At 69.6% G+C, this 21053-nt stretch carries 17 protein-coding genes; 10 read left to right on the forward strand and 7 right to left on the reverse strand.

Going from position 1 to position 21053, the window contains the following annotated elements; translation table 11 throughout:
• Positions 1–7: 7 nt before the first annotated feature.
• The gene (locus tag R9X41_RS20135; RefSeq protein WP_318632215.1) at positions 8–928 is read left to right on the forward strand and encodes an ornithine cyclodeaminase family protein; all 921 of its coding nucleotides are present in this window, start codon (positions 8–10) and stop codon (positions 926–928) included.
• Positions 929–1028: 100 nt separating this feature from the next.
• Entirely contained in the window at positions 1029–1769 is a 741-nt protein-coding gene (locus tag R9X41_RS20140) for a GntR family transcriptional regulator (protein WP_318632216.1), read from the forward strand.
• 10 nt (positions 1770–1779) lie between these two features.
• Here R9X41_RS20140 and R9X41_RS20145 read toward each other — a convergent pair whose 3' ends face one another.
• Complete coding sequence (locus R9X41_RS20145; RefSeq protein ID WP_318632217.1) at positions 1780–2811, reverse strand: LacI family DNA-binding transcriptional regulator; 1032 nt, start codon at positions 2809–2811, stop codon at positions 1780–1782.
• Positions 2812–3068: 257 nt separating this feature from the next.
• Here R9X41_RS20145 and R9X41_RS20150 point away from each other — a divergent pair, with 257 nt between their 5' ends.
• Together R9X41_RS20150 and R9X41_RS20155 are read left to right on the forward strand one after the other, a co-directional pair.
• Positions 3069–3458, forward strand: coding sequence for a hypothetical protein (locus R9X41_RS20150; protein ID WP_318632218.1), 390 nt, complete (start codon positions 3069–3071; stop codon positions 3456–3458).
• An 88-nt stretch (positions 3459–3546) separates the two neighbouring features.
• Positions 3547–4077: an MgtC/SapB family protein gene (locus R9X41_RS20155; protein WP_318632219.1), complete on the forward strand. Its 531-nt coding sequence runs from the start codon at positions 3547–3549 to the stop codon at positions 4075–4077.
• A 12-nt stretch (positions 4078–4089) separates the two neighbouring features.
• Here R9X41_RS20155 and R9X41_RS20160 read toward each other — a convergent pair whose 3' ends face one another.
• The 3 genes from R9X41_RS20160 to R9X41_RS20170 all read right to left on the reverse strand — a co-directional run bounded on the left by R9X41_RS20160 (position 4090) and on the right by R9X41_RS20170 (position 6828).
• Positions 4090–5310 (reverse strand): multidrug effflux MFS transporter, encoded by a 1221-nt coding sequence (locus R9X41_RS20160; RefSeq protein WP_318632220.1) that lies wholly within the window; start codon positions 5308–5310, stop codon positions 4090–4092.
• On the reverse strand, positions 5307–5771 hold the full coding sequence (locus R9X41_RS20165; protein ID WP_318632221.1) for a MarR family winged helix-turn-helix transcriptional regulator: 465 nt from the start codon (positions 5769–5771) through the stop codon (positions 5307–5309). Before R9X41_RS20165 ends, R9X41_RS20160 begins: the two co-directional genes overlap by 4 nt.
• A gap of 91 nt (positions 5772–5862) precedes the next feature.
• Positions 5863–6828, reverse strand: a complete 966-nt coding sequence (locus R9X41_RS20170; protein ID WP_318632222.1) for a LysR family transcriptional regulator — start codon at positions 6826–6828, stop codon at positions 5863–5865.
• Between the two features lie 98 nt (positions 6829–6926).
• Between R9X41_RS20170 and R9X41_RS20175 the strand changes: the two genes are divergently transcribed.
• Genes R9X41_RS20175 through R9X41_RS20190 form a run of 4 tightly spaced genes read left to right on the forward strand, consistent with a single transcriptional unit; the run spans position 6927 to position 11983 of the window.
• Positions 6927–8279 carry a D-serine ammonia-lyase gene (locus R9X41_RS20175; protein ID WP_318632223.1) on the forward strand — a complete coding sequence of 451 codons (1353 nt, stop codon included), beginning with the start codon at positions 6927–6929 and terminating at the stop codon, positions 8277–8279.
• A gap of 56 nt (positions 8280–8335) precedes the next feature.
• Positions 8336–9307 (forward strand): Bug family tripartite tricarboxylate transporter substrate binding protein, encoded by a 972-nt coding sequence (locus R9X41_RS20180; RefSeq protein WP_318632224.1) that lies wholly within the window; start codon positions 8336–8338, stop codon positions 9305–9307.
• Positions 9304–10428, forward strand: coding sequence for a DSD1 family PLP-dependent enzyme (locus R9X41_RS20185; RefSeq protein WP_318632225.1), 1125 nt, complete (start codon positions 9304–9306; stop codon positions 10426–10428). Before R9X41_RS20180 ends, R9X41_RS20185 begins: the two co-directional genes overlap by 4 nt.
• A gap of 34 nt (positions 10429–10462) precedes the next feature.
• Positions 10463–11983 carry an amidase gene (locus tag R9X41_RS20190; RefSeq protein ID WP_318632226.1) on the forward strand — a complete coding sequence of 507 codons (1521 nt, stop codon included), beginning with the start codon at positions 10463–10465 and terminating at the stop codon, positions 11981–11983.
• 858 nt (positions 11984–12841) lie between these two features.
• On the opposite strand, the gene R9X41_RS20195 is transcribed toward R9X41_RS20190, so the two are convergent.
• Together R9X41_RS20195 and R9X41_RS20200 are read right to left on the reverse strand one after the other, a co-directional pair.
• Positions 12842–13471 (reverse strand): glutathione S-transferase family protein, encoded by a 630-nt coding sequence (locus tag R9X41_RS20195; protein ID WP_318632227.1) that lies wholly within the window; start codon positions 13469–13471, stop codon positions 12842–12844.
• An 11-nt stretch (positions 13472–13482) separates the two neighbouring features.
• On the reverse strand, positions 13483–14694 hold the full coding sequence (locus tag R9X41_RS20200; protein WP_318632228.1) for an aminotransferase-like domain-containing protein: 1212 nt from the start codon (positions 14692–14694) through the stop codon (positions 13483–13485).
• A gap of 253 nt (positions 14695–14947) precedes the next feature.
• Between R9X41_RS20200 and R9X41_RS20205 the strand changes: the two genes are divergently transcribed.
• Both R9X41_RS20205 and R9X41_RS20210 read left to right on the forward strand, forming a co-directional pair.
• Positions 14948–16930: a helicase-related protein gene (locus R9X41_RS20205; protein WP_318632229.1), complete on the forward strand. Its 1983-nt coding sequence runs from the start codon at positions 14948–14950 to the stop codon at positions 16928–16930.
• 176 nt (positions 16931–17106) lie between these two features.
• Positions 17107–19275 carry a TonB-dependent receptor gene (locus tag R9X41_RS20210; RefSeq protein WP_318632230.1) on the forward strand — a complete coding sequence of 723 codons (2169 nt, stop codon included), beginning with the start codon at positions 17107–17109 and terminating at the stop codon, positions 19273–19275.
• On the opposite strand, the gene R9X41_RS20215 is transcribed toward R9X41_RS20210, so the two are convergent.
• Complete coding sequence (locus tag R9X41_RS20215; protein ID WP_318632231.1) at positions 19272–21041, reverse strand: peptidase M14; 1770 nt, start codon at positions 21039–21041, stop codon at positions 19272–19274. The genes R9X41_RS20210 and R9X41_RS20215 overlap by 4 nt on opposite strands.
• Positions 21042–21053 lie beyond the last annotated feature (12 nt).

The raw sequence follows: 21053 nt of genomic DNA on the forward strand, positions 1-21053 counted from the left end.
GCCCGCCATGCACCACGTCACCGACGCGATGATCGACGCGGCCGTCACCCCGGCCGACGCCCAGGCCGTGCTGCGCGATGCGCTGCAGCGGCTGGGCCAGGGTGAAGCCGCGATGCAGGAGCGCATCCGCACCGAAGCCGGCGGCGTCAAGCTGTCCACGCTGGGCGCGGTGATTCCCGGCCAACACGTCGCCGGCGCCAAGGTCTACACCACCATCGCCGGGCAGTTCAATTTCGTGATCCTGCTGTTCTCCACCGAGGACGGCCGGCCGCTGGCCTCGTTCGACGCCGGCGCCATCACCCGGCTGCGCACCGCCGCCTGCTCGACCATCGCCGCGCGCCACCTGGCCCGGCCCGACGCGCGCCACCTCGGCCTGCTGGGCTGCGGCGTGCAGGGCCAGGCGCATGCGCGGCAGCTGTCGAGCGCCTTCGGGCTGCGCCGCATCCGCGTGTTCGACCCGCATGTGGCGCCCGGCGTGCTAGCCGCGTTGCAGCAAGACTGCGGCGTCACCGTGGAGCACTGCGCCACGGCCGAAGCGGCCATCGACGGTGCCGACATCGTGGTGACCGCCTCGCGCGCCACCGAACCCCTGTTCCACGGCGACCGGCTGCCGGTCGGCTGCTTCGTCGCGGCCATCGGTTCGAGCCTGCCGCACACCCGCGAACTCGACGACACCGCCCTGCGTCGCGCCTCGCTCATCGCCATTGAATGGAAGCAGCAGACGCTGCGCGAAGCCGGCGACCTGGTGCGCGCCGCGCCCGACGCGCTGCTGCCCGAAGGCAAGGTCGTGGAGCTGGCCGACCTGGTCACCGGCCGGGTCGCCGGACGCCAGGGCGACGACGAGATCACGCTCTACAAGTCGGTCGGCATCGGCCTGCAGGACGTGGCGCTCGCGGGCCTGGCGTGGAGCCGGCTGGCGCTGGCCTGAGCCGCATCGCCGGGCGGTGGCAGAAGGCCCGGCCCCTACAATCGGGGCCCCGTTTCCCCCCCAACGCGGCCCGCATGTGCAGGCCGAACTCCAGGCGCGCATGTCCGACAACGCAAGCTCCAGCTTTCCGGCAGAGGTCGTGGACCTCCCCGCCGCCGCGCCGAGCGCCTTGCCCAGCGTGGGTGATCAGCATGCCTCGCTCTTCACCATCGTCACCGACGCGCTGCGTCGCAAGATCCTCGACGGCGAGTACGCCCAGGGCGACCGGCTGGTCGAAGGCCGCATCTCCGAGCAATTGGGCGTGTCGCGCATTCCGGTGCGCGAGGCGTTACGCGCGCTGGCCTCCGAAGGCCTGGTGCGCATCGAGCCGCGGCGGGGCGCCACCGTGGCCAGCGTCTCCAGCCAATTGGCCGAAGACCTGGTGGAGGTGCGCGCCACGCTGGAGAGCCTCAACGCCCGGCTGTCGGCGCAGCGGCGCGACCAGGCCATGGTGGAGCGGCTGCGCGGCCTGCTCGACGCCGGCCGGCGCGCGGCCGCGGCCAACGACGTCGATGCCCTCGTGGCCGCCAATGCGCAGGTGCACGACCTGATCGCCATCGGCGCGGGCAACGAGGTGCTGGCCGACATGACGCGTTCCCTGCGCGACCGCACCGCGCTGCTGTTCGCGCCGATCAATCGCGGCCGGGCCTTCGACAACTGGATCGACCACAGCCAGATCCTGGAAGCGTTGGTCGCCGGGGACGGCGAACTGGCCGCCCTGCTGGCCGCTCGCCACGTACACAAGGCGGCCGCGGCGTATCAGGCCAATCAGGCCCGCGCCGGGCACAAGACCGGCGCCTGACACCGCCGCTTCAGGCGCTGCCCCGCTCCACCAGCGAGAAGCCCACGTCCACCAGCGACTCGTCCACCGGGCGCCCCTCGGCCCGGTCGGCGATGAAGCCGGCGGCGATGCGCCCGATGCCGGTGCCGTCGATCCGCACCGTGGTGATCGCGGGATGTGCGTCGCGCGCGAAGGCCAGGTCGCCGAAGCCCATCACCGCGATGTCCTGCGGCACCCGCAACCCCTGGGCCTGTGCTTCCACGATGGCGCCATGGGCGAGCACGTCCGAACTGCAGCACAGCACGTCCAGGCGGGAATGGGCCTGCAGCAAGGCGCGCAGGGCGGACCGCCCGCTGCCGAGCGTGGTCGGCGCCGGCACCGTGAACACCGGCACCCCCGCGATGCCACGCGCGGCGAAGGCGTTTTCGAAGCCGCGCCGGCGCTGATTGGCCCGGTCGTCGTCGCCGGTCACCACCGCCGGCCTCCGATAGCCCTTGTCGACCAGGAACCGCGCCGCCACCTCGCCCACCTGGCCGTGCGAAAAACCCACCAGCATGTCGACCGGCGTGGGTGTGAGGTCCCAGGTCTCCACCACCGGAATGCCGGAGGCGATGAGCCGGCGCCGGCCCTCGGGCGACCGCATGATGCCGGTGAGCACCACGCCGTCGGGCCGGCGGCCGACGATGGCGTCGATCAGCGCGTCTTCACGTGATTCGCCATAGCCGCTCTGACCCAGCATCAGCTGGTAGCCGCGCGCGGCGAGCGCCTCGGTGAGCGCCTCGATGGTCTCCAGGAAGACCGGACCGGCGATGGTCGGCACCAGGGCGGCGACGAGCCGGCTGCGGTTGGAGGCCAGGCCCCCGGCCAGCAGGTTGGGCACGTAGCCGGTCTGCTCGACCGCCGCCCGCACCTTCTCGCGCGTTTCGGGCGAGACGAGGTCCGGGTTGTTGAGCGCGCGCGACACGGTGATCGCCGAGACGCCCGCCAGCCGGGAAACGTGCTGGAGCGTGATGCCGCCGCTGCCGCGTCGCGCGCTGCGGGCGCCTGCCTTGATCGGGGTCACTGCTGGATCGGTTCCGGATCGATGAAAAACGGGAATCGGCTGGGAAGGCCAGGCCGCCACTTGCCGGCTTTTTTACCTTGCCGGCATTATGGTGGAGCGAACTTCGCGCATCGTTGCCTACAATTTCACCTGATGCCCAGGCGATGCCGGCCGCCTCCCGGCGCCGGCACCCCGAAAAACAACCAGCGCTTCTCCCGTGTCTTCCGCGCTTCGCTTCGCGGCGCGCGCAAGACAATGCAGCTTGAGGAGTTTTCGAGATGGACCTGCAATACGAGCTCAAGGCCGGCAGCTACTACCTGTACGACATGCGGGAGCCGCCGAGCGCGGCGACCGGCGAGCGCCGCTTCAAGCTCAAGACCGACGACGTGGCCCTGGCTTTCGACGTGAGCACCGGCGCGCTGCACCAGCACGGCACGCCGCAGCGCATCCTGAGCTGGGCACTGGGCCATCGCCGCCGGCTGCGCGCCGCCGGCAACCAGGCCGCGGCCAACGACCTGGTGGTGGTGTCGGGCCCGTTGCCGGTGGAAGAGATCAACAACTGCCTGGCCATTTCCGGCTACTGCCGCCGCATGTTCAAGCGCTTGGCCACGGTGCCCCATGGCAAACTCCAGCGCCCGGCCAAGCCGCGCGCCAGTGCGGCGCGCTGAGCGCCGCGTCTACGCCCTCTCCCATCGACGGCCGCCCTCAGCGGCCGTTGCTGTTTTCCGCGACACGCCAAGAAAGACGATTCGAACGATGGTAGCCTCGATCTGGGATGCGACCACCACCGTGCTGCAACAGGAATTCTCCGACGTGCACGACCTGGAGCAGGCGATCCGCATCGGCCTGCGCCTGCTCATCGCGGCCCTGCTCGGCGGCCTGCTCGGCCTGCAGCGCGAGCGCAGCGGCAAGGCCGCCGGCATCCGCACGCACATGCTGGTGAGCATGGGCTCGGCGCTCTTCGTGCTGGTGTCGCAGCAAAGCGGCGTGACGCCGACCGACATCAGCCGGGTGGCGCAGGGCATCATCGCCGGCATCGGTTTTCTCGGCGCCGGCACCATCCTCAAGGACAGCGACACCGCCCACGTGCGCGGCCTCACCACGGCAGCCGGCATCTGGCTGACCGCCGCGATCGGCATGGCCGCCGGCCTGGGCCGCGAGATGACCGCGGTGCTCAGCACCGTGCTCGCGGTGGCGGTGCTGTCGCTGGAGCCGGTGCTGCGCGGCATCTCCGACCGCAGCCGTTCCCGCAGAAAAGACCAGGCGCCGGTCGACCCGCTCGACTGAAGCGCCGGTCGTTCAGACCGCCGCCACCGCCGCTCGCTGCCGCCGCACGCCCACCACGAAGGCGGTGCGCGCCACCAGGGCCATCACCGTCATGACGCCGGCCGCCGATATGGCCGGGTCGCTGCCCAGCGTGACCATCGCCGTGCTGATCGCGCCGACCACCATCTGCCCGCAACCGTACAGGCCGGCGGCCGAGCCGGTCAGGCGCGGATCGACGCTGATCGCCTTGGCCATGGCCACCGGGCTCGACGCGCCGGCGCCCATGGCGAACAGGAACATCAGGCCGACGACCGAGAACACCGCGAGGTGCCCGGTCACCGACAGCGCCAGCAGCGCCACCGCGCTGACCACACTCAGCAGGTTGGCCGCCAGCAGCACCTTTTCGGACTCGAAACGCCGCACCAGCCGGCTGGTGCCGGCATTGCCCACCGACACGCCCACCATCAGCAACGCCAGGTAGACGCCCAGCTCCTGGGGCGGCCGGTGCAGCTGCGTCGCGAAGATGAAGGGCGCCGCCGCCAGGAAGGCATAAAAGGCTGTGGTCGCGCAGCCCCCACCGATGGTGAAGCCCACGAACACCGGCGAGCCGAACAGCTCACGGTAGTCGCGCGCCAGGGTGCGGGCGCTGAGCTGGCCGCTGGGGCGCGCGGTTTCGGGCAGCAGCTTGGCGGTGCACACCAGGGCCAGCGCGCCCATGGTGGCCAGCAGCAGAAAGATGGCGCGCCAGCCCACATGGCCAGTGACCATGCCGCCCACGATGGGCGCCAGGCCCGGCCCGATCAGCGTCATGAGGTTGAGCAGCGCAAGCTTGCGCACCGCGTCGTCGGAGCGCACCGTGTCGCGCACGATGGCCCGGCCCAGCACCAGGCCGGCGCTGCCGCCGAGCGCCTGCATCAGGCGCGCGGCGATCAGGGCATGGATGCCGGTCGACAGCGCCGCCACCACGCCAGCGGCGGTGTAGAGCGCCAGTGCGCCGAGCAGCAGCGGGCGCCGGCCGAAAGCGTCGGACAGCGGGCCGTAGACCAGTTGCCCCACCGCCAGCCCGGCGATGTAGAGGCTGATCGTCATCTGCATCGCCGCCGGGCCGGTGCCCAGGTCCAGCGCGGCCTGGGGCAGCGCCGGCACGAACATGTGCATGCCGAGCGTGCCGCTGAGCGTGATCAGCACCAGCAGCCACAGCGGCACCGACCGGCGCTCGGCGCCGGCGGAAATCTCCGAAGGCAGGGCGCTCATCCGACGAGCTCCTGAACCGCGGCGGCAGGCGACAGCGCGGCCGACACCTTCTCCAGCACCCGCAGCGCGACCGCCAGTTCCTCGGCGCCGATATCGGCCAGGTAGCGCCGCCGGGCGTCGTCGACGACCCGCTCCACGTCGACCACCACGGCGCGTCCCGCATCGGTCAGGCGGATCGCCTTGGCGCGACGGTCGTCGGTGGCGGTGCGCTCCACCAGGCCGGCGGCTTCCAGGCCGTCGAGCAGGCGCACCACCGAGGAGCTGTCCAGCGTCATCGCCTGGGCCAGCGCCTTTTGCAGCATCGGACCGTCGGCGCGCGCCAGGTGGAGCAGCGGCAGCCAGGTCGCCTCGGTCAGGCCCTGCGGGCGCAGTTCCTCGTTGATCGAACGCCGCCACTGGCGGGCGTTCTGCGAGAGCAGCGACGAAAAACGCCGCATGTCGTGTTCGTGGGGATCGGTCATTCGGGCGGGCGACAAAGGTGACAAGCCAATAGATGCTATGTCATCTAAATTTAGGCCGGGTCACCCTATCCGTCATTTCCCTGAGGTCGACTCAAGCGTTGGCCTGGCCCAACAAATGATCGCGCCGCTGGCGAAAGCGCCCGGCCTCGGCGGTGATCCAGCTCTGCACCAGCGCGGTCCGCGGCGAGGGCGCCATGCCGGTGACGAAGTGGTAGGACGCCCGCGACCGCACCGGCCGGCCGAAGGGCATGAGCAATCGCCCGGCCTCGAGGTCGTCGAGCACCAGCGCCGCACGCCCCATCGCGATGCCCTGGCCGGCCAGCGCCGCGCCCAGCGCCATCTGCGACAGATTGAAGTGGTGGCCCGCCGCCAGGTCGCCCAGCGCGGGCGGCGTGACATCGGACTGCTGCAACCACCATTGCCATTCCTCGAACGGCCCGGCGCCGGCCCATGCGCTCGTGTCGTGCAGCAGGTGGGACGCGTGCAAGCCATCGGGCGCGCGCAGCCCGGGATGCGCCGCGATGAAGGCGGGGCTGGCCACCGGCAGCAGCCATTCGTCGAGAAACTCGGTGGCCAGCAGGTCGTGGTAATCGCCCAGGTCGAAACGAATGGCGGCGGCGACGTCGTCGCTTTCCATGCGTTCGCGGTCCAGCGCATGGAATTCACCCACCACCCGCAAGCCTACCTGCGGATGCGCGCGAAACAGATCGCCCAGGCGCGGCGTGAGCCAGCCCATGGCGAAGGACGGCGCACAGCTCAGCGTCGTCGGCTTGTCGTCCTGCACCACGCGCAGTTGTCCGAGCGTGCCCTCGATCGCCTGGAAGGACTCGTGCAGCACGACCGACAGCCACTGCCCCTCGGGCGTGGGCATGAGCGCGCGCGGCGTGCGCAGGAACAACGGTCGCTGCAGAAATTCCTCCAGCTGCTTCACCTGCTGGCTGACCGCACCCTGGGTAATGCACAGTTCCGATGCAGCCTTGGTGAAGCTTCGGCACCGTGCGGTGGCCTCGAAGCACCGTAACCATGCAAGCAGCGAGGGCGTGAGGCGAATTTGCATGGCGACGATAAGTTTCACTAATACCTTGCGGAATATAAATGCTTTGTGCCGGTCGGGGTGCGGCGCGAACAATCGGGTCGACCGATTCCCATCCGACCATGACCTCCCCCGCCACGCCTCTCTCCCTAGCCGCGCTGCGCACTGGCCTGCCGGTGCTCTGGGCATCGTCCGCCGACCGCGCCGCCGCCGCATTGCCGGCTTTCAACGGCATTAGCCGAGCTGATGTCGACCGCAGCGTCGCCCGCCTCGCCCGCTTCGCCCCGCTGCTGGAGCGGCTTTTTCCCGAGCTCGAAGCCAGCGCCGGCCGCATCGAATCCGACCTGGCGGCCACGCCGCACCTGCAGGAAGCGCTCGGCCTCGGCGCCGGACACGGCACGCTGATGGTCAAGGGCGACCACGGCCTGCCGGTCGCCGGCTCGATCAAGGCGCGCGGCGGCATCCACGAAGTGCTGGAGCACGCCGAGGCGGTGGCCCTGGCCGCCGGCCTGCTGCCCGAAGGCCTGCAGAGCGACTACCGCCTGCTCGCCACGCCGGTGGCACGCACGCTGTTCGGCCGACACAAGGTCGCGGTCGGCTCCACCGGCAACCTGGGCCTGGCCATCGGCGTGATGGCCTCGGCGCTGGGCTTCCAGGCGGTGGTGCACATGTCGGCCGACGCCAAGCAATGGAAGAAGGACCGACTGCGCCGACGCGGCGTGGAAGTGGTCGAGCATGTGGGCGACTACGCCGAGGCGGTGGCCGCCGGCCGTCGCGCGGCCGATGCCGACCCGCTCTGCCATTTCGTCGACGACGAACAATCGCTCTCGCTGCTGCTGGGCTATTCGGCCGCCGCGCCGCACCTGGCGCGCCAGCTGGCCGCGGCCGGTCGCACGGTCGACGCCACGCATCCGCTTTTCGTCTACCTGCCCTGCGGCGTGGGCGGTGCGCCGGGCGGCATCGCCTTCGGCCTGGCGCAAATCTACGGACCGCACGTGCACTGCTTCTTCGCCGAGCCCACCCGCTCGCCCTGCTTCCTGGTCGAGATGCTGGCCGGCACGCCGCTGCTGTCGCACCTGGGCGAGCATCCTTCGGTCTACGACGTGGGCCAGGACAACCGCACCGAGGCCGACGGCCTGGCCGTGCCGCGCGCCTCCGAGATGGCCGCCGCCGTGGTGCGCCCGTTCATCGGCGGCGTCTACACGGTGGAAGACGAAACCCTGTTCCGCCAGCTGCACACCGCTGCCGTCACCGAAGGCATTCGCATCGAGCCCTCGGCCGCCGCCGGCATGTCCGGTCCCGCGATGCTGCTGGGCAGCGACGCCGGCCGCGACTACCTGCGCCGCCACGGCCTGGAGCCGCACCTGCCCAATGCCACCCACATTGCCTGGACCACCGGCGGCCTCTTCGTCCCCGACGAGGAATACGCCCGCTTCCGCGCCCGCGGTGCCATCGCCGCGGGCCAGCCGGCCTGATCCCCGATTTTTCTCATCCGTCCCGTCCGCCCCCATCCTTCCTCTTCGAGCCCGCCATGAAAACATCTGCCCTCCTCGCCTGCGCCGCCCTGGCCGCCGCCGCCGTCTTCGCGCCCGGCGCCCATGCCGACACCTACCCCTCGCGCCCACTCACCCTGGTGATTCCCTTCCCGCCCGGCGGCGCCACCGACGTGGTCGGCCGGCTGGTCGGCAAGACGCTGGGCGACAAGCTCGGCCAGCCGGTGGTCATCGACAACCGCGCCGGCGCCGGCACCATCATCGGCGCCACCTACACCGCCAAGGCCGCGCCCGACGGCTACACCCTGCTGATCAGCTCGGGCACCACCTTCACCGTCAACCCCGCGCTGCAGTCCAAGCTGGCGTACGACCCGCTCAAAAGCTTCGACGCGATCGGCCTGGTCGCCCGCACCGGCCTGATCCTGCTGGCCAACAAGGACGTGCCGGCCGCCAACCCCAAGCAGTACGTCGACCTGGTGCGCGCTGCGCCCGACAAGTATTCCTACGCCTCCTTCGGCACCGGCACCACCGCCCAGTTCACCGGCGAACTCATGCTGCGCGCCACCGGCACCAAAATGGTCCACATCCCCTATAAGGGCAGCGCGCCGGCCATGACCGACCTGATGGGCGGCCAGGTGCCGTTCTCCGTCGACACCGTCTCGGCCGCCATCCCGCAACTCAAGACCGGCAAGATCAAGGCGATCGCTGTCACCACCAAAAAGCGCTCGGCCCTGCTGCCCGACGTGCCGACCTTCGCCGAAAGCGGCTTCGACCTCGACGCCGACACCTGGATCGCCGTGGTCGCGCCGCACGGCCTGCCGGCCGACGTGAAAGCCAAGCTGGAGAAGGCCTTGCAGGACACCATCGCCACGCCCGAAGTGCGCGAGAAGCTGGTCGCCGCCGGCCTGGAACCCGCCTGGGCCAACGGCGCCGCCGCCACCTCGCTGATCGAGAAGGAACTGCCCTTGATGCGCGCCATCGCCACGCGTGCCAACATCCGGGCCGAATGAAAGCCCTGAACCTTCTCCCACCCGCCGCCGTGGCCGGCCTGCCGATGGCGCAGGTCGACACGCCCGCCCTGCTGCTCGACCTCGACGCCTTCGAACGCAACCTCGACCGCCTGCAGGCCGCCGCCGACGCCGCCGGCGTCAAGCTCCGGCCGCACGGCAAGGCGCATAAAACGCCGGCTGTCGCCCTGGCCCAGATCGCACGCGGCGCGGTCGGCATCTGCTGCCAGAAGGTCAGCGAGGCGCTGCCCTTCATCGATGCCGGCGTGGCCGACATCCACATCAGCAACGAGATCGCCACGGCGCCCAAGGCCGCCCTGCTGGCCCGTGCCGCACTGCTGGCGCGCATGAGCGTCTGCGTGGACGACGCGGCGCAGGTCGCGCTGCTCGGCGAGGCCGCGCGCGAGGCCGGCAGCGTGATCGGCGTGTTCGTGGAGATCGACATCGGCCACGGCCGCTGCGGCGTCTCCGGCGCCGATGCGGTGCTGCGGCTGCTCGAATCCATCGCGCGGTTTCCGCAACTGGAATTCCGCGGCCTGCAGGCCTACCACGGCACGCTGCAGCATCTGCGCTCGCTGGCCGAGCGGCGCGAACGCTCGGCCATCGCCGCCGGCCGTGCCGCCGAGGTGGTCGCCGCGCTGTCGGCTGCCGGCGTGCGCTGCGACACCGTCACCGGTGGCGGCAGCGGCAGTGCCGAATTCGATTTTTCCAGCGGCGTCTTCACCGAGATCCAGGCCGGCTCCTACGCCTTCATGGACCGCGACTATGGCGACAACGAGTACGGCGACGCGCTGCGCTTCGAGCATGCGATGTTCCTGGCCTGCTCGGTCATGAGCACCGCCGCGCCGGGCCATGCGGTGGTCGACGCCGGACTCAAGTCGCTCGCGGTCGATTCCGGCCTGCCCGGCGTCTGGCAGCGCGGCCATCTCAAGTACCACCAGGCCAGCGACGAGCACGGCGTGGTCCATGCCGACGGCGGCCCGCTGCCCATGCTCGGCGAACAGCTGCTGCTGGTGCCCGGCCACTGCGACCCCACCATCAACCTGCACGACGAGATCGTCTGCCTGCGTGGGGGCGTGGTCGAAGCCGTGTGGCCGGTATCCTCGCGCGGCCTCAGCCGCTGAAGCAGAAGAAGACTTCCACCCGCACCTGCACCCTATGCAAAACGCCGACATCGTCGCCCTCCCCGCCACCGAAATGCGCCGCCTGATCGGCGCGCGCCAGCTCTCGCCGGTCGAACTGCTCGACGCCTGCATCGCCCGCATCGAGGCCGTCAATCCGTACGTGAACGCGGTCACCGCCACCTGTTTCGACCGCGCACGCGGCGAGGCGCGCGCCGCCGAAGCCGCCGTCATGGCCGGCGAGCCGCTGGGCCTGCTGCACGGCCTGCCGCTGGGCGTGAAGGACCTGGAGAACACCGAAGGCCTGCTGACCACCTTCGGCTCGCCCATCTACCGTGCCAACGTGCCGTCCGCCGACAACGAACTCGTCGCCCGGCTGCGCGCGGCCGGCGCCATCGTCGCCGGCAAGACCAACGTGCCCGAGATGGGCGCCGGCGCCAACAGCTTCAATCCGGTCTGGGGCGCCACCGGCAATCCCTTCGACCCGCGATTGAACGCCGGCGGATCGTCCGGCGGGTCGGCCGCCGCGCTGGCGCTGGACATGCTGCCTGTCTGCACCGGCTCGGACACCGGCGGCTCGCTGCGCATACCGGCGGCCAAGTGCGGCATCGTCGGCTTCCGGCCCTCGCCGGGCGTGGTGCCCAGCGTGCGCAAGCCCCTGGGCTGGACGCCGATCTCGGTCGTCGGCCCCATGGGCCGCACGGTGGCCGACGCCTGCCTGCAGATGGCTGCCACCGCCGGCATGTCGGCCGGTGATCCGCTGAGCTATCCGCTCGATCCGCTGTCGTTCCTGCTGCCGCAGCAGGTCGACCTGGGCACCTTGCGCGTGGGCTACACCGAGGACTTCGGTGCCTGCGCGGTCGACGACGGCATCCGGGCCGTCTTCCGGGAAAAGATCGCGGCGATGAAGCATCTGTTTCGCAGTTGCGAGCCGATCGCGCTGGACCTGGGCGAGGTGCATCGCTGCTTCGACGTGCTGCGGGCCGAGGCCTTCGTCGCCGGCATGCGCGAGGCCTATGAGCGCGATCCGGGCAGCCTGGGGCCGAACCCGCGCGCCAACTACGAGATGGGCGCGGCGATGAGCCTGGTCGACAGCGCGTGGGCGCAGGCCGAGCAGACGCGCATCTTGAAGCGCTTTCAGGCGGCGTACCGCGAGTACGACGTGATCCTGGCGCCGGTCACGCCGGTGTCGCCGTTTCCGTGGACCCAGCCGCATGCGGCGGTCATCAATGGGGAGCAGCAGGAAAACTACTACCGGTGGCTGTCTCTGACCTATGTGACCACGCTGACCACGCATCCTTCGCTGGCTCTTCCCTGTGGCGTGGATACGGCTGGGTTGCCGTTCGGGCTGCAAGTGGTGGGAGGGTTCCGGGAGGATCGGTTCACCCTGGGGGTGGGGTATGCGATGGAGCAGGCTTTTGCCTCTTCCGAACTGCTGCGCAGGCCCTTGCCGGATGCTTCTTTGCTTCGGGTTTATGAGCCGGGGTTGAGGTCTATCGTGACGGCGCCGGCTGTGTTGGATGCTGTGGGGTCCGGGGGGAACGTTTCGGCGGTTTGATTCGGTGCGGGCTGGGCCTGGCCTGGCCTTGCCTGGCCCTGCTTGGCCTTGCTTGGCCGTGAGCGGTAATTGTTTTTCTTCTACTGAACGTAGGGTGGAGCTGGGGGCTTGCGCGCCCCCAGACCCGCGGTAACTTTTTTTTCGCGAAAAAAAAGTCACCAAAAAAACGCTAAGACGAGCTCGAGGCTCGGTCGGGCCATTGCTTCGCTCGGCCTGGGGAATGTGCCTTCGAACGCTCTAGCGGCAACAGTTTGGACAAGGGTTGATCCAGCGCCTTGGCCCCTGCTTCGCAGGGTCGGGGCTGAGAGGGTAAGGACAGGCGACCGCACTGAGCACGGTGAGGGGGCCGCGTACGTTCGATCGCCATGCGCGTTGCTCGCATGGGCTGAACCGCACTGGCGGGTCGAATGGGAGATTTCTCGCGACCGCTAGCCGGCCGCGAAGTGGGCGCACGGACCACATCGGCGAGCGGGGCGAATGCATGCGATTTGATCGCTCCGGCCGCACCAGGGCGCGCATTGAGCGTGGCGATCGAATCAGCGCGGCCCCCTCAACGTGCTCAGTGCGGTCGCCTGTTCTTATCCTCTCAGCCTCGACCCGCGCAGCGGGGCCATGGCTTTGGATCGACCCTTGTCCAAACTGTTGCCGTTAGAGCGTTCGAAGGCACATTCCCCAGGCCGAGCGAAGCAATGGCCCGACCGAGCTTCGAGCTCGTCTTCAAGGGTTTTTCTTTGGTGACTTTCTTTTGTCCCAACAAAAGAAAGTTACCGCGGGTCTGGGGGCGCGCAAGCCCCCAGCTCCACCCTCTGCAAAGAGAAGAAAAAAAGCAAACAGCCAGCTCAGCAAGAGCAGAAAACCTCAAACCAGCTGAGCATCCAAAACCCCTTTGGCCCCCGCCCTCTCAGCCAACCCTCGAAACCACCGATCCAGATTCGGCCGCCCAGCAACAGCAGAAGAAGCAAACGGCAAAGCCCCCCACCGATGCACATCGCAAGCAACCGGAATATCCGCCATGGAGAACGAATCCCCCGACAGATAAGCCCTACCCGCCAGATGCCGATCCAGCAAATCGAGCAAAGGCTCCATGGAAGCCACGGAAGCAGCCACGACCGACTCGTCCCGCAACTCCGGCGCAGTCCGGATCAGCTGAAAGAACGCCCCCCGCCCGGCAGGATTCAGACTGGTCTGCTGCCAGTCCATCCACCGCTCCGCATCGAACCGCGCCGCCAGCCCTTCCGGGTACAACCGCCCCGGCGCATACCGCGCACAGAGATACCGGACGATCACGTTCGACTCCCACAGCAGCACCTCGCCGTCTTCGAGCAAAGGCACCAGCCCGTTGGGATTGCGCGCCAGGTAATCGGCCTCGCGCACCAGCCCGAACTGCCCACCCGCATCGGTACGCTGCACCGCCAGTTCGAGCTCCTGCAAGGTCCAGACGACCTTGCGCACATTGATCGACGAGATCCGCCCCCAGACGCGCAACACGGGCCGCGACCTCAGGCCGGCGCCATCGCGGCGTCGCGCTCGGCGGTGGACAGCCGGTCGAGCGACTCGCGCACGGCAGCCGCCAGCGCCGCGATGCCCGCGTCGATCTGCGCCGAGGTGGCCGTCACGAAGGACAAGCGCAGCGTGCGGTCGTCGGCCTGGCCGGCATAGAAGGGCTCGCCGGGCACGAAGGCCACGCCCTTTTCCACCGCGCGCGGCAACAGGGCCGTGGCCGACAGCCCCACGGGCAGCCGCGCCCACAGGAACATGCCGCCGGCCGGCCGGTTCCACGTCACCCCCAGGCCGTCCATCTCGCGCGACAGGGCGGCGAGCATCGCATCGCGCTTGCCCTGGTAGAGCGATCGGATGGTGGGCACGTGGCGGTCCAGGAAACCGTCCTTCAGCACCTCGGCCACGACGCGCTGGTTGAAGCTCGGGCTGTGCAGGTCGGCCGCCTGCTTGGCCATGGTGAGGCGGTAGTGGATGTCCGCCGGGGCCACCAGAAAGCCCAGACGCAGCCCGGGCGCGAGCACCTTGGAGAAGGAGCCCATGTAGAGCGTGTTCTCGGGGTGGCGCGACGCCAGCGGGGCCGGCGGCGGTGCGTCGAACCACAGTTCGCCGTAAGGGTTGTCTTCGAGCACCGGCACCTGCGCGCGGACGGCCGCCTCGGCGACGGCGGCGCGGCGCGCCTCGTCCATGGTGCGGCCGGTGGGGTTCTGGAAGTTGGGCAGGGCGTAGAGAAAGCGCGCGCCCGGGGCCTTGGCTTCGAAGTCGTCGACGATCACGCCGGACTCGTCGCTGGCCACGCCGACGACCGTCGGCTCCATCGGCTGGAAGGCTTGCAGCGCGCCCAGGTAGGTGGGCGTTTCCACCAGGATGTTGCTGCCCGGATCGATCAGCACCTTGGCCGCCAGGTCCAGGCCTTGTTGGGAGCCGGTGGTGATCAGCACGTTGGCCGGATCGACCCTCCACGGCAGCGAGGCCGCGACCATTTCGCGCAGCGCGGGCAGGCCTTCGGTGGTGGCGTACTGCAGCGAGCCGCGCGCGTCGGCGGCAGTCAGGACCTTGTCGCAGGCGACAGCGAAGGCCTCGACCGGAAACGCGTCCGGCGACGGCAGGCCGCCGGCGAAACTGATGATGCCGGGCCGCTCGGTGAGCTTGAGCAGGTCGCGGATCGCGGAAGACGTCATCTTGCGGGTACGTGCCGCCAGGGTCCAGGTCATGGGAGAAATCCTCGGGAATGCAGGAGGCGCCGTAGTCGAAAAGCAGGGAATGCAGAGGGCCCGGGCGCCTTGGGGATGCCCATTTTAAAGAGAGCGACCATCACAGTACCAATACAGTTGATCCGACAAGCGCGCAATCTGTATCCATCGGCTTGTCGGCACAGGGCCATTCGCGGTCTGTCACATTAGAGGGTTTCCCCCACGCCTCGCGCGGCCCCTTGCCCGGTTGCGAGCCGAACTCCCTCTTCGCTCCGTGACCAAGCACACCCCCACCGAACACATCGATACCGCGGCGCCCGCCGCCGACGCCCTGGCCGCCCAGGTCCGCCAACTCAACGATCTGCTCGCGCGCAGCCGTGCCACGCTGATCAAGACCGACACCACCGTCGCCTATAGCGTGAAGGGCGAGGTCACCGTCGACGGCCACCGGGTCGAATACGCGCTGATTCCGCCCGACGGCGTGCTCGCCCAGCTCAACCGCTGGGTCAAGATGGCGCCGCACAAGCAGGTGGCGGCCTTGGCCGAACGCCTGCACGAGCACACCGCCGCCGACTTCGAACGCGAGGTGACCGGCTTCGTGATGAACGCCTTGCGCCGCGCCGCCGGCGCCGGCGTGGAAACCGGCGCCTACTGCTGGGACGCGCTGCAGCGTCCGCGCGAACGCGCCGACATCGCTTTCCAGCTGGCGCTCGACCGCATCGACGCCGCCGCCGTGCAGCGCAAGGCGAGCCTGGCGGCCGACCGCACCCGCGAATCGATCAACCTGGCACGGTTTCCCGACACCTTCCGCGCCGCCGCCGGCATGCGCCGCAAGATCATCGCCCTGCTCGGGCCGACCAATTCCGGCAAGACCCACGAAGCGATGCTCGCCCTGCAATCGGCCAAGTCGGGCGTGTACCTGGCGCCGCTGCGGCTGCTGGCGCTGGAGAACTACGAGCGCCTGCGCGCGGCCGGCGTCGCGGTGAGCCTGATCACCGGCGAAGAGCGCCGGGTACAGGCGGGCGCGAGCCACATCGCCAGCACCGTCGAGATGCTCGACGTGCAGACGCCGGTGGACGTGGCGGTGATCGACGAGATTCAGATGCTCGGCGACGCCGACCGGGGCGCCGCCTGGACCGCCGCCGTCTGCGGCGTGCCGGCCGCCACCGTCTACCTGGTGGGCTCGGCAGCGGCGCGCGCGGCGATCGAATCGCTCGCCGGGCGGCTGGGCTGCGAATGCGAGGTGCGCATCCTCGACCGCAAGTCGAAGCTCGCCATGGGCGAGAAGCCGCTCGAATCGCTGCGCCAACTCAAGGCCGGCGACGCGGTCATTGCCTTCTCGCGCCGTGAGGTGCTGCAACTGGCCGAACAGGTGTCGCAAGCCGGCTTCTCGGTGGCGACCATCTACGGCAATTTGTCGCCCGAAGTGCGCCGGGCCCAGGCCGAGGCCTTTCGCAGCGGACAAGCGCAGGTCGTCGTGGCCACCGACGCGATCGGCATGGGTCTGAACCTGCCGATCGCACGCGTCATCTTCACCACCGCCACCAAGTACGACGGCACCGAAGACGGCCCCGTCCCCGCCTGGCTGGTGCAACAGATCGGCGGGCGCGCCGGCCGTTTCGGCCTGGCCGAAACCGGCACGGTGCTGGGCCTGGGCGGGCCGGTGCACAAGGCGATCCGCAAGCTGCTGGCAGCACCCCTGGAGCCGATTCCGCGCACCGGCTTCTACGTGGCGCCGTCGATGGAACACCTGACGCAGATCGGCCGCGTGACCGGCGAGCAGCGCCTGCTGGAACTGCTGGCGCTGTTCCGCCGCAACATCGACGTCCACGACGTGTTCTTCGTGCCGACCTCGCTGGCCGAGCAGTCCGAACGCGCCCGCTGGCTCGACGGCACCCGCATGACGCTGGAACAGCGCTTCCTGTTCTCGCTGGTGCCGCTGGCCACCCGCATACCGAAGTTCCAGACACTGCTGTGGACCTGGGCGCGCGCGGTGGAGCAACAGCGGCCCTCGCGCATCGACGCGGTTGGCCTGCGCGAAGGCCGCAGTTCCTTGCAGGACGCCGAGGATGCCTGCCGCACCTACTCGGCCTATGCCTGGTTGTCCTACCGCATGCCCGAGCTGTTTCCGGAAGGCGCGGCGGCGGTGGAGATGGCGGTCGAGGCGTCGATCTTCGTCAACGACATGCTGAAGCGGCAGAACCGGGGCGGCGAGCGCCAGCACCGGCGGGCGCGGGCGCCGCAGTTGGCGCGCTGAGCGGCGCCTACGCGGAGCCGGGCCGCGTTGTAAAGGGATGACACAGGGGATCGCCGGGGATTCGTAGTGTTGTTGCAACGTGCAACAACTTACAATGAGAACCGTTCGTATTTCTTTTACGAGAAATACACAACGTTTTCCGGCCGACGCCGCCTTCGCATCTTCCCGACAGTTCCATGACAAAAACGCCTTCCCGGTCCGTCCGTTTCCAGACCACTCCCGTCGCCGCCATCGCCCGCCACATGCTGGGCCTGGGCGTCGTGATCGCCGCCAGCGGCGCCGGAGCGCAGACCGTCGACACCAACATCAGGCTCAAGGACACCAACGTCGCCGACCAGGCACAAGCCATCGGCGGCCTGCAGAAGACCTACTCCGGCGGCCAGTTCGCCCGCGGCGGCGACCTCGGCATCCTGGGCCGCACCGACCTGATGAACGTGCCTTTCAGCACGACCAACTACACCTCGGAGCTGATCGAGAACCAGCAGGCCCTGACCATCTCCGACGTGGTCATGAACGACGCCTCGGTGCGTACGCTGCAGACCCGCGGCGGCTACGGCGACGACTTCCAGATCCGCGGCTACTCGGTCGGCTCGCGCGACGTGGCCATGAACGGCCTGTACGGCCTGTCGCCCGCCACCCGCATGCCGGTCGAAATGCTCGAACGCGTCGAGGTGCTCAAGGGCCCGGGCGCCTTCACCAACGGCACCGGCCCGAGCGGCAGCATCGGCGGCGCGATCAACGTGGTGACCAAGCGCGCCAGCGACGTGCCCCTGACCCGCCTGACCACCACCTACATGGGCAAGGCCCAGTTCGGCACCCACCTCGACGTGGGCCGCCGCTTCGGCGAAAACAACGAATGGGGCATCCGCGCCAACGGCGTGTGGCGCAACGGCGAAGGCAACATCGACGGCGGCCGCCAGCGCGTGGGCCTGGGCTCGCTGGGCATCGACTACGCCGGCACCCGCCTGCGCTGGTCCGCCGACCTGCTCTACTCGGAAAACAAGAGCGTCGAGCTGCGTCCGCAGATCGGTTTTCGCGCCGGCATCACGCAAGTGCCCGACGTGCCGGACACCCGCTCCAGCTTCTACCCGGGCGTGCAGCTGACCGACAAGGCCAAGACCGCGATCACCCGGGCCGAGTTCGACCTGAACGACCGCACCACTCTCTACGGCGGCATCGGCTACAGCGAAACCTCGAGCAACCAGAACTTCCCGACCGCGGTGACGCGCCCGACCGACCTGCGAGTGAACTCGGCAGGCAACTTCTCGGTCAACAACGGCTACTACGACGAATACAACAAGACGTCTTCCGGGGAAGTCGGCGTACGCACCAAATTCGCCACCGGCTCGGTCGGCCACACCCTGGTGGTGTCGGCCAACGGCCTGCAGCGTGAAACCGGCTACTTCTACCAGCTGACCACCACGCCGGTCGCATCGAACATCTACAACCCGTCGCCGCTGCCGGCCATCACCTTTCCGCGCCTGGACCCGAGCAAGACAGCCGATCTGCGTCTCTACAGCTTCGCGGTGGCCGACACCATGGCCTTCTTCGACGACCGCCTGCTGTTCACGCTGGGCCTGCGCAACCAGACCATCGACCAGAAAAGCGTGAATGGCTCCACCGCCTACAACGCCAGCGAAGTCACGCCGCTGGTCGGCCTGGTATTCAAGACGGACGCCAACACCTCGGTGTATTTCAATTACACCGCCGGCCTGCAGCAGGGTGCCGTCGCCGGCCCGACGCTGAGCAACCGCGGCGAGGTGTTCTCGCCCCAGAAGTCGCGCCAGAAGGAAATCGGCATCAAGCGTGACTGGGGCACCCTGATCACGCAGGCCGCGCTGTACGAGATCGAGCGCCCGAGCAGCATCACCGAGAACAACGTGCTGAGCTACGGCGGCAAGCAGCGCAATCGCGGCCTCGAACTGTCGGCCTACGGCGAAGTGGTGCGCGGCCTGCGCGCCTCCGCCAGCGCCTCGTTCAACGACGCCAAGCTGGTGCGCACCGCCAGCGGCACCAACCAGGGCAACGACGCCAACGGCGTGCCGGACCGCACCTTCAACGCCGGCCTCGACTGGGACACGCCGTGGGTGCAGGGCCTGAGCCTGAACGGCCGCGTCATCAACACCTCCAAGGTCTACTACGACGCCGCCAACCTGCTGCGCATGCCCGCCTGGACCCGCGTGGACCTGGGCGCGCGCTATGCAACGCGCGTGGCCAACAAGGCCGTGGTGTTTCGTGCCAACCTGGAAAACGTCGCCAACAAGGACTACTGGGTGACCACCACCAGCTACGCCACCGTCGGCGCGCCGCGCACCCTGATGCTGTCGGCCGCGATCGACTTCTAAGCAGCCGACGCGTCGCCACCGGGCCCCGCGCCCGGCACCAGCGACTGCCACGCCCGGACGGCGGCCCATGCGGCCGCCGTTTGCGTTTGCTGGGCCAGCAGGAAGCGCTGGCCGTGCACCGTCTCGTCCGGAAACTCGGTGATCAGCGTGACCGGCGCGCCCGGCCGGTCTACCTCGGCGATGGCGCAGGCGATGCCGTCGATGAGCTCGAACGGCAGCTCGCCGGCATGCATCCGGTAGTGCGCCAACTGCTGTCGATTGAACGCCGCCAGCGCCGGTCGCCGTGCCAGTTCGGCGCAGACGGCGCGGGCCAGCGCGCGCGCCCGCTCGCCCCAGCCGGCGTGGTGGCGCACGATGAGAAAGAAGCCCTTGGGCACCGTCCACGCCGAGAAGCCGCGCGGGATGTAGCCGCTCCACGGCCGCGTCCATTCATGCGCGGGGTAGCCGTGCAGGTTGATGTGCAGCAGTGCGCCGGACCGGGCCAGCGCCTGCCGTCGCGCGGCGGCTTCGTACGGCGGTGCATCCGGTGACCGCGCCTCCACATCGTCGCCCAGCGCGCTGTAGCGGGCGGCGTGGTGCAGATGGCGCGGCGCTTGCCGGCAGAGCTCGCGGTGCAGCGCGTAACCGTCCGGGTTCTCCAACGCGATGAGCGCGAAGTGGCTGGGCGGCCGCGCCGCGAGCCGTTGCGCGACCCGCAGCGCGCCGACCACGCCCGAACATTCGTTGGCATGCTGGCCGCCGCTGATCAGCACCGGCGCATCGCCGCCCTCGCGGTAAAGCCAGCGCACGGGCCGGCCCTGCACGCTGGTCGCTGCGAACCGCTCGCCGCCGATCTCCGCCATCACCCGTGCGATACGGCCCGCAGACAGCGGTGAGGTAGCGCGGGCCAGCGGAGCCTCGTCGACGGCGTCGTCGGCCACGACCGGCCGCCAGGGCGTGACCGACACGAGCAACCGCACCATGCCGTCTTCGCTGCCCCGGATGTCCGGCACGATCTGGCCCGGCTGCAGCGCACGGCTGCCCGCCGACCGGCCCGCACGGCGCTCGAAGACTTCGAGCAGCGAGAAATACAGGTCTTCGTGCAGCGCTTCGTGGCTGTCGATCCAGCCGGTTTCCTCGGCCGGCGCATGGTGCACGCCAGGGATGTCGACGCGCAGGTCGAGCCGCTCGAAATACGGTTCCTGCTCCGGCCAGGGATGCCGCCGCACCGCGTCGATCGCGGCCCCGAAGACCCGGGCATGGTCGTCGTCGCGGGCCTCGCCAGCCAGCCAGGCGGTCGGCGACAGCACCGTCTCGCCGGCGGTGTCGAGGTGCACCCGGTTGGGCGCGAAGACACGGTCCATGCGCTGCCTGCCGTCGTGCCATCGCAGCTCGACGTGGTAGACCGGCGACTCGCTGGTCGCCGGCTGCGGCAGCAGCTGGAAATCGACGCCCTCGAGCATCATGGCCAGCGGGTAAGCCTCCAGCGCGAAGCGCCGCGCGGGCGCCGCCGCGTGCAGCGGGTAGTGCACCGTGACCGCGCGCAGCCCGTCACGCTCGACCTCCTCCAGAAAATGAAAGACCAGCGGCTTGTAGGCGCTGCGCAGTCGCACGGGCAGCCCCGCCGCCGCGAGCCGGCGCTCGGCCCGGCGCCGGGCCTGCGGGCCCTCGAACAGCCAGCCTTCGATGACCGCCGGCCGGCCCGCGCGCGCAGGCAGGGCGGACGACAGCTCGGCGACCCAGGTGTCGAGGGTGCGGGGCCAGGCGATGTCGAGCAGGACCGTCACGGGGAAACCTCC

It is taken from the genome of Xylophilus sp. GOD-11R (assembly GCF_033546935.1).
Classification (GTDB): Bacteria; Pseudomonadota; Gammaproteobacteria; order Burkholderiales; family Burkholderiaceae_C; genus Xylophilus.

What these genes read in the sequence shown, in the direction of transcription:
- R9X41_RS20155 (WP_318632219.1), top strand. Translation starts at nt 3,547, where the DNA reads ATGGTAGCCTCGATCTGGGATGCGACCACCACCGTGCTGCAACAGGAA.
- R9X41_RS20200 (WP_318632228.1), bottom strand. Translation starts at nt 14,694, where the DNA reads ATGACCTGGACCCTGGCGGCACGTACCCGCAAGATGACGTCTTCCGCG.
- R9X41_RS20190 (WP_318632226.1), top strand. Translation starts at nt 10,463, where the DNA reads ATGCAAAACGCCGACATCGTCGCCCTCCCCGCCACCGAAATGCGCCGC.
- R9X41_RS20140 (WP_318632216.1), top strand. Translation starts at nt 1,029, where the DNA reads ATGTCCGACAACGCAAGCTCCAGCTTTCCGGCAGAGGTCGTGGACCTC.
- R9X41_RS20160 (WP_318632220.1), bottom strand. Translation starts at nt 5,310, where the DNA reads ATGAGCGCCCTGCCTTCGGAGATTTCCGCCGGCGCCGAGCGCCGGTCG.
- R9X41_RS20150 (WP_318632218.1), top strand. Translation starts at nt 3,069, where the DNA reads ATGGACCTGCAATACGAGCTCAAGGCCGGCAGCTACTACCTGTACGAC.
- R9X41_RS20165 (WP_318632221.1), bottom strand. Translation starts at nt 5,771, where the DNA reads ATGACCGATCCCCACGAACACGACATGCGGCGTTTTTCGTCGCTGCTC.
- R9X41_RS20135 (WP_318632215.1), top strand. Translation starts at nt 8, where the DNA reads ATGCACCACGTCACCGACGCGATGATCGACGCGGCCGTCACCCCGGCC.
- R9X41_RS20210 (WP_318632230.1), top strand. Translation starts at nt 17,107, where the DNA reads ATGACAAAAACGCCTTCCCGGTCCGTCCGTTTCCAGACCACTCCCGTC.
- R9X41_RS20175 (WP_318632223.1), top strand. Translation starts at nt 6,927, where the DNA reads ATGACCTCCCCCGCCACGCCTCTCTCCCTAGCCGCGCTGCGCACTGGC.
- R9X41_RS20180 (WP_318632224.1), top strand. Translation starts at nt 8,336, where the DNA reads ATGAAAACATCTGCCCTCCTCGCCTGCGCCGCCCTGGCCGCCGCCGCC.
- R9X41_RS20185 (WP_318632225.1), top strand. Translation starts at nt 9,304, where the DNA reads ATGAAAGCCCTGAACCTTCTCCCACCCGCCGCCGTGGCCGGCCTGCCG.
- R9X41_RS20170 (WP_318632222.1), bottom strand. Translation starts at nt 6,828, where the DNA reads ATGCAAATTCGCCTCACGCCCTCGCTGCTTGCATGGTTACGGTGCTTC.